This is a genomic window from Lacisediminihabitans sp., assembly GCF_036404185.1.
In the GTDB taxonomy this organism is placed as follows: Bacteria; Actinomycetota; Actinomycetes; order Actinomycetales; family Microbacteriaceae; genus Lacisediminihabitans.
Window position 1 is genome coordinate 1 of the sequence record NZ_DASWPB010000225.1, and the last position, 12946, is coordinate 12946.

General features: G+C 68.4%; 14 protein-coding genes. 7 read left to right on the forward strand and 7 right to left on the reverse strand.

Annotation, left to right across the window (positions count from 1 at the left end; genetic code table 11):
• Both VGC18_RS15695 and VGC18_RS15700 read left to right on the forward strand, forming a co-directional pair.
• Positions 1–662: helicase-associated domain-containing protein (locus VGC18_RS15695; protein WP_331099114.1), on the forward strand; the 662-nt coding region annotated here is incomplete at its 5' end.
• Between the two features lie 335 nt (positions 663–997).
• Positions 998–2665 carry a DNA repair helicase XPB gene (locus VGC18_RS15700; RefSeq protein ID WP_331099116.1) on the forward strand — a complete coding sequence of 556 codons (1668 nt, stop codon included), beginning with the start codon at positions 998–1000 and terminating at the stop codon, positions 2663–2665.
• A gap of 27 nt (positions 2666–2692) precedes the next feature.
• Here VGC18_RS15700 and VGC18_RS15705 read toward each other — a convergent pair whose 3' ends face one another.
• Positions 2693–3922, reverse strand: a complete 1230-nt coding sequence (locus VGC18_RS15705; RefSeq protein WP_331099118.1) for an NAD(P)/FAD-dependent oxidoreductase — start codon at positions 3920–3922, stop codon at positions 2693–2695.
• A gap of 348 nt (positions 3923–4270) precedes the next feature.
• Between VGC18_RS15705 and VGC18_RS15710 the strand changes: the two genes are divergently transcribed.
• The 3 genes from VGC18_RS15710 (at position 4271) to VGC18_RS15720 (ending at position 7029) form a co-directional block, all read left to right on the forward strand.
• On the forward strand, positions 4271–4963 hold the full coding sequence (locus VGC18_RS15710) for a response regulator transcription factor (protein ID WP_331099120.1): 693 nt from the start codon (positions 4271–4273) through the stop codon (positions 4961–4963).
• 46 nt (positions 4964–5009) lie between these two features.
• Complete coding sequence (locus VGC18_RS15715; RefSeq protein ID WP_331099121.1) at positions 5010–6665, forward strand: HAMP domain-containing sensor histidine kinase; 1656 nt, start codon at positions 5010–5012, stop codon at positions 6663–6665.
• A gap of 79 nt (positions 6666–6744) precedes the next feature.
• Complete coding sequence (locus VGC18_RS15720) at positions 6745–7029, forward strand: WXG100 family type VII secretion target (protein ID WP_331099123.1); 285 nt, start codon at positions 6745–6747, stop codon at positions 7027–7029.
• 98 nt (positions 7030–7127) lie between these two features.
• Here VGC18_RS15720 and groL read toward each other — a convergent pair whose 3' ends face one another.
• The 6 genes from groL to VGC18_RS15750 all read right to left on the reverse strand — a co-directional run bounded on the left by groL (position 7128) and on the right by VGC18_RS15750 (position 12094).
• Complete coding sequence (groL, locus tag VGC18_RS15725) at positions 7128–8756, reverse strand: chaperonin GroEL (RefSeq protein ID WP_331099125.1); 1629 nt, start codon at positions 8754–8756, stop codon at positions 7128–7130.
• Between the two features lie 187 nt (positions 8757–8943).
• A complete protein-coding gene (locus VGC18_RS15730; protein WP_200556448.1) occupies positions 8944–9150 on the reverse strand; it encodes a cold-shock protein in 207 nt (68 codons plus the stop codon).
• 463 nt (positions 9151–9613) lie between these two features.
• Complete coding sequence (locus tag VGC18_RS15735) at positions 9614–10180, reverse strand: LytR C-terminal domain-containing protein (RefSeq protein ID WP_331099129.1); 567 nt, start codon at positions 10178–10180, stop codon at positions 9614–9616.
• A gap of 15 nt (positions 10181–10195) precedes the next feature.
• Entirely contained in the window at positions 10196–10513 is a 318-nt protein-coding gene (locus VGC18_RS15740) for a DUF3263 domain-containing protein (protein WP_331099131.1), read from the reverse strand.
• Positions 10514–10646: 133 nt separating this feature from the next.
• Complete coding sequence (locus tag VGC18_RS15745) at positions 10647–11612, reverse strand: DUF2332 domain-containing protein (protein WP_331099133.1); 966 nt, start codon at positions 11610–11612, stop codon at positions 10647–10649.
• On the reverse strand, positions 11609–12094 hold the full coding sequence (locus tag VGC18_RS15750) for a GNAT family N-acetyltransferase (RefSeq protein WP_331099135.1): 486 nt from the start codon (positions 12092–12094) through the stop codon (positions 11609–11611). The genes VGC18_RS15745 and VGC18_RS15750 overlap by 4 nt, the downstream gene beginning before the upstream one ends.
• A gap of 50 nt (positions 12095–12144) precedes the next feature.
• On the opposite strand from VGC18_RS15750, the gene msrB reads away from it, so the two are divergent.
• A complete protein-coding gene (gene msrB / locus VGC18_RS15755) occupies positions 12145–12567 on the forward strand; it encodes a peptide-methionine (R)-S-oxide reductase MsrB (RefSeq protein WP_331099137.1) in 423 nt (140 codons plus the stop codon).
• A gap of 50 nt (positions 12568–12617) precedes the next feature.
• A partial coding sequence (locus VGC18_RS15760) for a nitroreductase family protein (RefSeq protein ID WP_331099139.1) occupies positions 12618–12946 on the forward strand: 329 nt, incomplete at its 3' end.

Below are 12946 nucleotides of genomic sequence, written 5' to 3' on the forward strand. Positions count from 1 at the left end.
CCGCGGGCGAGACCGCGGAGTCGATGCTCGAGTTCCTCCGCGGCATCTCGTTGACCGGCATCCCGCAGCCGCTCGACTATCTGATCGGCGAGGCATCCGCCCGGTACGGGCTCGTGCGCGTCGGCAGCCTCGACGAGCCGGATGCGCAGAGCTACCTGCGCTCGGACGACGAGCAACTGCTCGGCACGATCATGGTGGACCAGAACCTCTCTGCCCTCGGCCTCAGTCGTGTCGAACCGGCCAGGGTGGTCAGCCGCTTCCCGCTCGAGGTCGTGTTCTGGACGCTGAGCGACGCCCGCTACCCGGTCGCGGCCGAGACGGAGTCGGGCGAGATCGTCGCCCTCCGACGGCAACGCACCGCGAAGGCCGCGACGGCCGGGGGCGCCGACCCCGTCGCGGCGCTCATCGAGCGGCTGCGCCTCGGCAGCGCCGCCCAGGGCGAGGCGACCGACCAGGCCTGGCTGATCCGGCAGCTCGAGGTCGCGATCAAGGCCCGCGCCGCCCTCACGGTCAGCGTGCTGATGCCCGGCGGTGCCGTGCTCGACTACGAGCTGGAGCCGACGAGCGTCGGCGGCGGCAGGGTCCGTGCCCGCGACAAGAAGTCGGCGATCGAGCGCACCCTCCCCCTGTCGCGTATCACGCGCATCGGCCCGGCATCCTGAGGCCCTCGCCTCTCTGCTGTACCGCCCTGCCGCGCCTCCGCCCCGTGCACCGCGGTCCTGCCGCCCTGCCCCGCCTCCGCCGTGCATAACTCCTGCAATTCTCTTCGCCGGGGCCCGCGACGCCCTCCAAACCGGGGTCGACCCCACGCCGAACCGACGATCTGCAGGAGTTATGCACGGGGCGGAGGCGGGACCGAGAACACGGGACGGAGCGGGACGGGGCCGGTCGAGGAACGCATCCTGAGGCCATCGCTAGGGTGCGCACCGGGTTGCGCGCAGAGCTGAACGGCGCCCATCCCGGCGGAGCGGTCAGGCGGGTGACCTAGGCTTGGTGGGTGAACTCGCTGCCCGGTCCCCTCATCGTGCAGAGCGACAGAACCGTGCTGCTCGAGGTCGCGCATCCGGCCGCCGAGGACGCCCGCCACGATCTCGCCGTGTTCGCCGAGCTCGAGCGCGCCCCCGAGCACATCCACACCTACCGCATCACGCGGCTCGGCCTCTGGAACGCCAGGGCCGCCGGTCACACGGCCGAGAACATGCTCGCCACGCTCGAGAAGTACTCCAAGTTCCCGATCCCGCAGAGCGTCTCCGTCGACATCGCCGAGACGGTCGGCCGCTACGGTCGGCTTGTCATCGAGCGCGACGAGAACGGCACGCTCATCCTGCGGTCGACGGATGCCGCGGTGCTGTCGGAGATCGTCCGCGCCAAGCGCATCGCCCCGCTGCTGTTCCTGCCGGACGATCAGCGCGGCCGCGGCCCCGCGATCGACCACTACGAGGTGCAGGCCTGGGCCCGCGGACAGCTCAAGCAGGAGCTTGTCAAGCTCGGCTGGCCCGCGGAGGACCTGGCCGGCTACACACCGGGGACCCCGCACGAGATCGCTCTCGACGAGAGCGACTGGGCGCTGCGCGAGTATCAGACCCAGGCGGTGTCGAGCTTCTACGACGGCGGCTCTGGCGTTGTGGTGCTCCCCTGCGGCGCGGGCAAGACCCTCGTCGGTGCCGGCGCCATGGCGACGGTGAAGACGACGACGCTCGTGCTCGTCACCAATACGGTCTCGGCGAGGCAGTGGCGCAGCGAGCTGCTGCGGCGCACCACCCTGACCGAGGATGAGATCGGCGAGTACTCCGGGCAGGTCAAGGAGGTCAGGCCGGTCACGATCGCGACCTACCAGATCCTCACGGCAAAGCGGAAGGGCGAGTACGCCCACCTCGCCCTGCTCAATGCGCTCGACTGGGGGCTCATCATCTACGACGAGGTGCACCTGCTGCCCGCGCCCGTCTTCAAGCTGACCGCCGAGTTGCAGGCGCGCCGTCGCCTCGGCCTCACCGCCACCCTCGTCCGCGAGGACGGCAGGGAGGGCGACGTCTTCAGCCTCATCGGGCCGAAGCGGTTCGACGCCCCCTGGAAGGAGATCGAGGCCCAGGGTTTCATCTCCCCCGCCTCCTGCTTCGAGGTGCGGATCGACCTACCGCAGCAGGAGCGACTCGAGTACGCGGCATCCGCTGACGACGAACGCTACCGCCTCGCCGCGACGGCACCGGCCAAGCTCTCCGTGGTCCGCGAGCTGGTGAAGAAGCATGAGGGCGAACGCATCCTCGTCATCGGGCAGTACCTCGACCAGATCGACATGCTCGCGGAGGCGCTCGACGCCCCCAAGCTCACCGGCTCCACCTCCATCGAGGAACGGGAACGGCTGTACCAGGAGTTCCGCGAGGGGATCACCAAGGTGCTCGTCGTCTCGAAGGTCGCCAACTTCTCTGTCGACCTTCCCGAGGCGACGGTGGCCATCCAGGTCTCCGGCTCGTTCGGCTCGCGCCAGGAGGAGGCGCAGCGGCTCGGCCGTCTGCTCCGGCCGAAGGAGTCCGGGCTGCCTGCCAACTTCTACACCCTCGTCGCCCGCGACACCGTCGACCAGGACTTCGCCCAGAACCGTCAGCGCTTCCTCGCCGAGCAGGGCTACAGCTACACCATCCTCGACAGCGACTCGCTCGCTGCGTAGGCCGGCCGGGTCGCGCGAGCGGATGCCTCAGACCTCGCCGAACGGCACGGACTCGTCGGTGAGCCGCGCCACGTCCACCGGCGTGCCGCGGCGGATGAGCGCCTGCACCTCCTCGTTCACGTCCCAGACGTTGACGTTCATGCCGGCGACGACGCGCCCGTCCGCCAGCCAGAAGGCGACGAACTCGCGCCCGGCGCGGTCGCCGCGGTAGACGACCCTCGCGCCGTCGGCGAGCGGCGGATAGCCGGAGTACTCCATCCCGAGATCGAACTGGTCGGTATAGAAGTACGGGATGTAGTCGAAGGAGACCTCCTGGCCGAGCATCGACCTGGCCGCCGCCTGCCCGCCGTTCAGCGCGTTCGCCCAGTGCTCGCTGCGCAGCCGCCGCCCGACCACCGGATGGAAGGCGTTGGCGACGTCACCGGCCGCGAAGATGCGCTCGTCGCTCGTCCGCAGCGCGGCATCCACCAGGATCCCGTCCTCCACCTCCAGGCCCGCAGCGACCGCGAGGTCGACGTTCGGCGTCGCACCGAGGCCGGCGACCACGACATCGGCCGGGACGATGTCCCCACCCCGCAGCAGGACACCGGATGTCCGGCCGCCCTCACCGGTGATGCCCTCCACCTCGACCGAGGTGCGCAGCACCACGCCGTTCTCCTCGTGGAGCTCGGCGAACATCGCGCCGAGCTCCGCCCCGAGCGCCTTCGCGAGCGGGATCGTCCCGTGCTCGAGCACCGTCACCTCGTTGCCGAGTGTCCTCGCCGTGGCCGCGACCTCCATCCCGATCCATCCCGACCCGATGACCGCGACCCGCCTGCCGCCGTCCTTCAGGGCGGCCCGCAGCGCCTCGGAGTCGTCCATCGTGCGCAGGTGGTGGACGCCGTCGAGGCCGGCGCCGGGAACGGACAGCCTCCGCGGCGACGAGCCGGTCGCGAGCAGCAGGCGGTCGTAGGCGAAGGCCCTGCCGTCGGCGAGCGTCACGGTCCTGTCCGCCCGGTCGATACCGACCGCGGCGATGCTCGTCATCAGGTCGACGTCGTGGTCCCGATACCAGCCCTCCGGATGCACGGAGGCGGAGTCGATGCCCTCCTTGCCGCTGAGGTACTCCTTGGACAGCGGCGGCCGGATGTACGGCCGGTGCGGCTCCGCCCCGACGAGGCGGATCTCGCCATCGAACCCCTCCGAGCGCAGCGTCTCCGCGGCGGATGCGCCGGCGAGCGCGGCCCCGAGGATGACGATCTTGGTGTCCGATGACATGACAGCACTCCAGTCTCGAGGGATCGAGTACGATTCTCGCCCCGATACCGGGTCACGGACCAGACTTTCCCGGTCCTTCGCCGCCGCCCGCCGTGCATAACTCCTGCAATTCTTGGCGGACCACTCCTCATGCCGCCTGTTTCCGGGCCATGCGCAGGTCTCCATCAAAAATTGCAGGAGTTATGCACGGGGGCAGGGGCGATCCGCGGGTCAGGGATGCCGCTGGGCGCCCGGAGCACGAGACCACCACGGGCGCACACCACGCGTGCAGCCGGCGGTCAGGTCATGCCGACGGACGTCGCCACGACTCCCAGAAGGCATCCAGCTAACGCGCAGATACTGGGTGCCATGAGCGACGGTCCGAAGATCCTTATTGTTGACGACGAACCCAATATCCGCGACCTGTTGACGACCAGTCTTCGGTTCGCCGGTTTTGCGGTGCGAGCGGTGGGAAACGGCGCGCAGGCCATTTCCGCGGTCCTCGAAGAGGAACCCGACCTGATCATCCTCGACGTCATGCTGCCGGACATGAACGGCTTCGGCGTGACCAAGCGGCTGCGGTCCTCTGGGTACACCTCGCCCATCCTCTTCCTCACCGCGAAGGACGACACCGAGGACAAGATCACCGGCCTCACGGTCGGCGGCGACGACTACGTGACCAAGCCGTTCAGCCTCGACGAGATCGTGGCCCGCATCAAGGCCATCCTGCGCCGCACGATGCAGGACGAGGAGGACGCGATCATCCGCGCCGGCGAGCTCACCATGGACCAGGACACCCACGAGGTGACGATCGGCTCGGAGCAGATCGAGCTCAGCCCGACCGAGTTCAAGCTGCTGCGCTACCTCATGCTCAACCCGAACCGGGTGCTGTCCAAGGCGCAGATCCTCGACCACGTCTGGGAGTACGACTTCAACGGCGACGCGGGCATCGTGGAGAGCTACATCTCCTACCTGCGCCGCAAGCTCGACCAGTTCTCGCAGGAGCCCATCATCCAGACCAAGCGCGGATTCGGATACATGCTGAAGGCCGCTCGGGCCTGACCGCCGCAGCACCCGACCAGTTTCGCACCGTAATCTTGGATACCTTATGCAAGATCACGTGACGACCTGGTGGGAGCGCGTGTCGCTGCGCAGCAAGATCACCGGCGTCACGGTCCTTCTGGTGACCCTCGGGCTGCTCGTCGCCGGCGTCGGCACGATGACGGTGCTGCGCAACTACCTGCAGGACGACCTCGACAAGAAGATCGAGACGGTCGCGAAGAACGTCGAGGTCACCCCGACCGGCGGCGCCAACTGCGAGCAGAGCGCGGGTCAGGGCGACTACTTCTTCGAGGTCCAGGATGCCGACGGCGGCTTCCTCTGCAGCAACCGCGGCTCCGACAGCACCAGGCCGGTCATCCCGAGCATGCCGCTGAGCCGCACGGTGAACGTCGCGGGTGTGCCGTTCACCGTCTGGGACGGCTCGCACGAGAGTCAGTGGCGGGTGCTGGCCATCCCGGGAGGGGCCACCGACTCCGCCCAGCTGTACACCATCGTCGTCGGGCTCAGCCTCAACGAGAACGACGCGATCATCTCCCGCTTCCTGCTGATCTTCCTCGGCTTCGGTCTCTCCGTCATCGTGCTCGGGGCGGCGCTCACCCGCCTGCTGGTGACCTCGACCTTCACCCCGTTGCGCGAGGTGGAGGCGACCGCGGCCGCGATCGCCGAGGGCGACTTCAGCCAGCGGCTGCCCGGCGCCACGCCGAACACCGAGGTCGGCCGCCTCAACCGCTCGCTCAACACCATGCTCAACCGCATCGACCGCGCCTTCGCCGACCGCGCCAGGACGATCGAGCAGATGCGCCGGTTCGTCGGCGACGCCAGCCACGAGCTGCGCACACCGCTCGTCTCGGTGCGCGGCTACGCCGAGCTGTACCGGATGGGTGCGCTCCAGCGGCCGGAAGAGGTCGCCCAGGCGATGGAGCGCATCGAGAAGGAGGCGATCCGGATGGGCGAGCTCGTGCAGGACCTGCTCGAGCTGGCCAGGATCGACGAGGCGAAGCCGCTCCATCTCGGACCGGTCGACCTCGTACCGATCGCCCGCGACGCCGCCCTCGACGCGATGGCCTCCGCCCCCGACCGCGACGTCACGGTCGAGGTCGTGGATGTCTCGCCCCGGCCGCCCGACCCCGGCACGGAGTCCCGCGAGCTGCCCCCCCTGGCGACGACCCCGACCACGACGACCAATCCGACCGGGGCGATCGCCTTCGCCGGAGCCCAGCTCGCGCGGCTGCGACGTCGTCCGTCCCGCCGGGCGGGCATCCAGCCGCCGGTGATCGAACCGGTCCAGCCCGCGCCGGCGACCCCGGCGATCGTGCTCGCCGAGGAGAACAAGATCCGCCAGGTGGTCACCAACCTCATGGGCAACGCCATGCGGTTCACCGACGACGACAGCCCGATCGAACTGGTCGTTCGGGTCGATGCCGCGCGCCGGGTCGGGATGCTCGACGTCGTCGACCACGGAGAGGGCATCCCCCCGCAGATCAGGGACAAGATCTTCCAGCGGTTCTGGCGTGCCGACACCTCGCGCACGAGGGAGACCGGGGGAAGCGGCCTGGGACTCGCGATCGTCTACGGGATCATCCAGTCGCACAAGGGCAAGATCGAGGTACTCGAGACTCCGGGCGGCGGCGCGACCTTCCGGGTCATCCTTCCTCTCCTCCCCGAGGGGTACACGGCCCTGCCGACCCCAGAAAAGCAGTAGGGCCCCGCTCTTCTCCCGCTCCGCGGTCTACCGTGAACCTCGCCGCGGCCCCCTGCCGGGCAGGAAGAGAGGGTGACCCATGCGTTATCAGGTCGACAGCGAAGCGGTCCTCGGCGCCACGGCCGCCGTGCGATCCACCATCGGCCGCGTACAGTCCGAGGTCGGAGCGCTGCACGGACAGTTGGACGGTCTGCAGGGCGCCTGGTCCGGCCAGGCGGCGAGTGCCTTCCAGTCGCTCATCGCCGAGTGGCGAGCCACCCAGCAGCGGGTCGAGGAGAATCTGACGGCGATCAGCCACGCTCTCGGCCAGGCGGGCCAGCACTACGCGGAGACGGAGCTCTCGAACGCGCGGCTGTTCGGCTGAGCCTGGCCGCGGAGGGGCGGACGACAAAGCCGGGCAGACGACAAAGGAGGGCGGCCCCTGTCGGGACCGCCCTCCTTTTCGTGAAGAGACGAACGGACTTAGAAGTCCATTCCACCGGTCGGGTCGCCGGCCGGGGCCGGAACCTTCTCGGGCTTGTCGGCGACGACGACCTCGGTGGTGAGGAACAGCCCGGCGATCGACGCGGCGTTGAGCAGCGCGGAGCGGGTGACCTTCACCGGGTCGTTGATTCCGGCGGCGAGCATGTCGACGTACTCACCGGTCGCGGCGTTGAGGCCGTGACCGTTCGGCAGGTTGCGCACCTTCTCGGCGACAACACCCGACTCGAGACCGGCGTTGAGCGCGATCTGCTTGAGCGGGGCGTCGACGGCGACCTTGACGATGTTCGCGCCGGTCGCCTCGTCACCGACGAGGCCGGTCAGGGCGTCGCTGGCGAAGGCGATGGCACCGGCCTGGATCAGGGCCACGCCACCACCGGCGACGATGCCCTCTTCGACGGCGGCCTTCGCGTTGCGAACGGCGTCCTCGATGCGGTGCTTGCGCTCCTTGAGCTCGACCTCGGTCGCGGCTCCGGCCTTGATGACGGCGACTCCACCGGCGAGCTTCGCGAGGCGCTCCTGGAGCTTCTCACGGTCGTAGTCGGAGTCGGTGTTCTCGATCTCGGCGCGGATCTGCTTGACCCGACCGGCGATGGCGTCGGCGTCGCCGGAACCCTCGATGATCGTGGTCTCGTCCTTGGTGACGACGACCTTGCGAGCGCGGCCGAGCAGGTCGAGGGTGGCGTTCTCGAGCTTGAGACCGACCTCCTCGGAGATGACCTGTCCACCGGTGAGGATCGCGATGTCCTGCAGCTGGGCCTTGCGGCGGTCGCCGAAGCCGGGGGCCTTGACGGCGACCGACTTGAAGATGCCGCGGATCTTGTTGACCACCAGGGTGGCCAGGGCCTCGCCGTCAACGTCCTCGGCGATGATGAGCAGCTGCTTGCCGGACTGGATCACCTTGTCGACGACGGGAAGCAGGTCCTTGATGTTGGAGACCTTCGAGTTGACGATCAGGATGTACGGGTCCTCGAAGACCGCTTCCTGGCGCTCGGCGTCGGTGACGAAGTACGCGGACAGGTAGCCCTTGTCGAAGCGCATGCCCTCGGTGAGCTCGAGCTCGGTGCCGAAGGTATTCGACTCCTCGACGGTGACAACACCCTCCTTGCCGACCTTGTCGATCGCCTCGGCGATCAGCGCGCCGATCTCGGCGTCGCCGGCGGAGATGGATGCGGTGGCCGCGATCTCTTCCTTGGTCTCGATGTCCTTGGCGCCCGAGATGAGGGCGGCGATGACAGCCGAGACGGCCTTGTCGATGCCGCGCTTCAGGCTGATCGGGTCGGCGCCAGCCGCGACGTTGCGCAGCCCTTCGCGGACGAGGGCCTGGGCCAGGACGACCGAGGTGGTCGTTCCGTCGCCGGCGACGTCATCCGTCTTCTTGGCGACCTCTTTGACCAGCTCTGCGCCGATCTTCTCGTACGGGTCGTCCAGCTCGATCTCCTTGGCGATCGACACACCATCGTTCGTGATGGTGGGGGCGCCCCACTTCTTCTCGAGTACGACGTTACGGCCGCGGGGGCCAAGCGTCACCTTGACGGCGTCGGCCAGGATGTTCAGGCCGCGCTCGAGGCCGCGACGGGCCTCTTCGTTGAAAGCAATGATCTTTGCCATGTGTGTCTTTCGTCCTTCCGGGACGGTGTAAAAGCAACAGCTATTGGCACTCCTTATACAAGAGTGCTAAACGATTCTGGCACTCTGACCTTGAGAGTGCAAGTGAGCTGCGCCGTCCCCTTCGGCACGAAAACGACTGACGCCGCCCGCGGGAACGGACGGCGTCAGTGGACCTCTGTTCGTGGCCCTACTGGACCAGGCGAACCGATTCTGCCTGCGGGCCCTTGTTTCCGGTTCCCACCTCGAAGGTCACCTGCTGGCCCTCTTCGAGGACCTTGTATCCACCCATGTCGATGGCGGAGTAGTGGACGAACACGTCCTGTCCCCCACCCTCAACGGTGATGAAGCCGTAACCCTTTTCAGCGTTGAACCATTTGACGGTTCCATTCGCCATTGATTAACTCCCCTTGCTGTGTTTCTGTGCGGTACGTGCGATGTTGCGAAGCACCGAGTCACGGACCCGACTGGCGGGTTCATCCGGACCGACTCCGACACCGCGCGCTGCGGGCAAAGCGAACCTGATGGGGCGACCAATCCCAGATAATAATGACGAAATCGCCGGATCGGAATGGGGTTGCGGCGACGAGAACGGTCATTTTCGACGATTGACCGGAAATTGAAACATCGGCGTAACACAACCGGGCCGAACGGGACCGACGCTCAGCTGCAGGGCGGCATCCCTCCCGCCACCGCGGCGGGTGACACGGCCCGCGGCCGGCAAAAAGCGTCGCGGCGGGAGATACCGCATCCCCCGGCGGAGAAATGGCGTCGCGGAGGGCGACTCGCCTCCCGCCGCGAGAGAGTTTCTCCCGCCACAGGCAGGGCGGCAGCCCGGGAAACGGCGGCGAGTGGAGGGTCTAGCCGGCGGGAAGGACGTAGTCGGTGCCCAGCACGACCGTGAGCGGCGAGGTCGTGTACACGTCCGACAGCCTGATGTCGCCGACCTTGAGCGAGAGGACGAGCGCACGGGCCGCACCCTCGTTGGCCGGATCGCTGTAGTAGACGAGCGTCTTCGTGATGTCGTGGGTGGACGCATCCGCCCGCGCGCCGAGGTCCGTCGATGCGCCGTTCCAGCCCTGCTTCACCAGGTTGTCGCCGACGGCGGTGGCCAGGCCCTTGGTGGTCGTGCCGTTGAGGATGGTGATCGGCAGGGAGGCGTCGAGCTTCGGGGTGGCCGTCGGAGTGGAGGAGGCGGAGGGCGTCGCGGTGTCGGAGGCGATCGGACGGAACGGCAGATCGATGTTGAGCCTGCCGGAGAGGACGGAGAGACCGAAGAGGCCGACCGCGACGAGGACGACGGTCGCGAGCGCCGCCCAGGCGAAGGTGATCCAGCCGTGTCCCTTCCGCCGGGGGCCGCGGTGGGCTCCGGTCCGCAGCAGATCGTCTGGCACGCTGTCGAAGCGGTCTTTGGGGTAGGTCGCCATTACTCTTCCGGTCGCTTACTGATGGTCCGTCGTGTGGTCCTGGATGCCGAGGCGGCGGGCGGACCGCGCTTCGGTGCGGGCATCCCGCAGACGCTGCAGTCGTTTGACGAGCATCGGGTCGAAGGCGAGTGCCGCCGGGGTATCCACCGCGGCATTCAGCAACTGATAGTACCGGGCGACGGAAAAACCGAATTCCGCGCGGATCGCCTCCTCCTTGGCGCCGGCGTGCTTCCACCACTGGCGTTCGAAGGCGAGGATGCTCCGGTCGCGGGCGGGGAGCTCGGGTGGGGTCGACGGCGAGGGTTCGTCGCCGCTCTCGGCCCTGGCAGCCACTGTTCTCCCGTCGATTGTGTCGTCTGAACAGGGCAATCCTAGGGCTGGGCCGCTGGGAGACGGCGGCACGACCACGGCTTGGCGCGAACTCGGCGGACCGGACGGCCCCAGCGCCGGCGTCCCGGAAGGCCCCCTAGAACCAGTCCAGTCGCTGCCCGTGCGGCCCGGTGTAGGCCAGCGGATGCTCGTTGAGAGCCAGCACGAAACGACCGCGATCCTCGTGGGCGAGCCCGTCGTCCGGCAGCGCCGCCTCGACGACCGGCAGGCCGGCGCGACCCTCGAGGGAGACCCAGTCCGCGTCCAGGCCGCGGACCATCTCGGCGAACCGCTGGCGCTGCTCGGCCACGAGGTACACGAGCACGCCACTGGAGACGATGACGAGCCTGGCGTCACCCGGCGCCTGCGTGACCGCCTCGGCGAGCGCATCCCTTGCGTCGCCGCGCAGCATCGTCGGGGGCTCCTCCCTGGCGATGTCCACGGCCGCCCGAAGGCGCTCGCGGCGCGTCTGCTGCTCCGGCCAGAGCAGCGTCTCGAGCCAGAGCATGTCGCTCTCGTCCCGGACGTCGAGCGGATAGAGGTCGATGCCGCACCGCCAGACGACCTCGGGCAGCGTCCGGGGAATCGGCACCCCACCGTTGGTCTCGGACTCGAGCAGGACGGCGCTCGGTCCATCGGCGGGATCGACCCGGATCCCGTCGTAGGAGTAGCTGTAGCGGTCGGGATACAGGCAGAGGCCAGCGCTCGCGCCGACCTCCAGGAGGGCCAGCGGACCGGGGATGAGCGAGAGTGCCGGAAGCAGGGAGGCGCAGCGACGGGGTTCGTTGGTCTGGGTCATCCGCACCGGCAGCTCGGCGACGATACGCGGCCAGGCGCCGATGACCCAGCTCCGGAACCGGGGATAACCGACCTCGGGCGCGCCGAGCAGTCGCGCGACGGCGAACACGAGGTTGGGCTGGCGCTTCTGCAACGGCAGTCCGTCGATGAGCTCCCGCAGCCCGGCGTCATCCGCGACCCCGAGCGCCCACTCCTCGTAGAGGGCCGAGCGGCCCCTCGCCTCGCCCTCCGCGAAGTCGCGGTACCACTGGGCGGTGTCTCTCATCCGGCGACCGGGTCGCCGAGCGGGATGCCTGCGGGGCGGTACATGGTCAGATGCGGGATGCTCGCCTCCAGATACGGCTCGCCGAAGGCCTCGAAGCCGAACTTCGTATAGAGCGGCGCGATGTACTGCTGGGCGTGCAGGAGCAGCGGCTCGCCGCCGTAGCTGTTGATGGCGCGTCGCATGAGCTCCTGCGCGAGCCCCTCGCCCCGCCGGTCTTCCCGGACAACGACCCGGCCGATGAGGCGTCTCGCGTCGCGGAAGCTCGCCGTCCGATCGACGAGGATCCGCAGGTAGGCGACGCATCCCGCTTCGTCCTCGATCCACAGGTGCTCGGTGGACGGTTCCTGGTCGCGGTTGTCCAGTTCCTCCTCGTCGATCCGCTGCTCGACGAAGAAGATGTCGGTGCGGAGTTTGAGGATCGAGTACAGCTCGTCCGTTGTGAGTTCGCCCCACGATTTGCGGACCACGGAACATTCGGGCATGGTGCCGAGTTTAATGGGGTGTTCGAAGTATTCCGGAAAGGAAGAACCCCGTGAGCGCATCCGCCGACTCCACCAACTTCAAGGTCGCCAAGACCGACGCCGAATGGCGTGAAGAGCTCGACCCCACCCGCTATTCGATCCTGCGCGAGGCCGCGACGGAACGCCCCTGGTCCGGCGCCCTGCTGGACGAGAAGCGTGCCGGCATCTACACCTGCGGCGCCTGCGGCGCGGAGCTGTTCACCAGCGGCACCAAGTTCGACTCCGGCTCTGGATGGCCGAGCTTCTACGAGTCCGTGAACCCGGACGCCGTGGTGCTGCACACCGACACCAGCCTCGGTATGACGCGCACGGAGGTGCTCTGCGCGAACTGCGGTTCGCACCTCGGCCACCTCTTCGATGACGCCTACCAGACGCCGACCGGCGACCGCTACTGCATGAACTCGCTGTCACTCGACTTCAAGGAAGCCAACTGACCCCGACGCCGCTGCTGGATGCCGCCGGGCGCCGCCGCTCGCATCCGAGGGTGACGTCCGAGGCACCCGCCCACGACCAGCTGCTGCCTCTGGTCGAGGCGGCGGCGACGGTCGCCGATCACGGTTCGCTTCGCCCCTGGCGGCTCATCGAGCTCAGGGGCGAGGCACGGGCCAGACTCGGCTCCGCCTTCGTCGAGGCGGCCGGCCTCGATGCCGACGGCGGCGCGAAACTCGCGGCCAAGCCGCTTCGCGCGCCCCTGCTCATCGCCATCGTCGCCGTCCATCGACAGAGTTTCAAGGTCGAGGAGTGGGAGCAGGATGCCGCGGCATCCGGCGTCGCCCATCTCCTCAGCCTGCTGCTCGACGAGGCGGGCTGGGG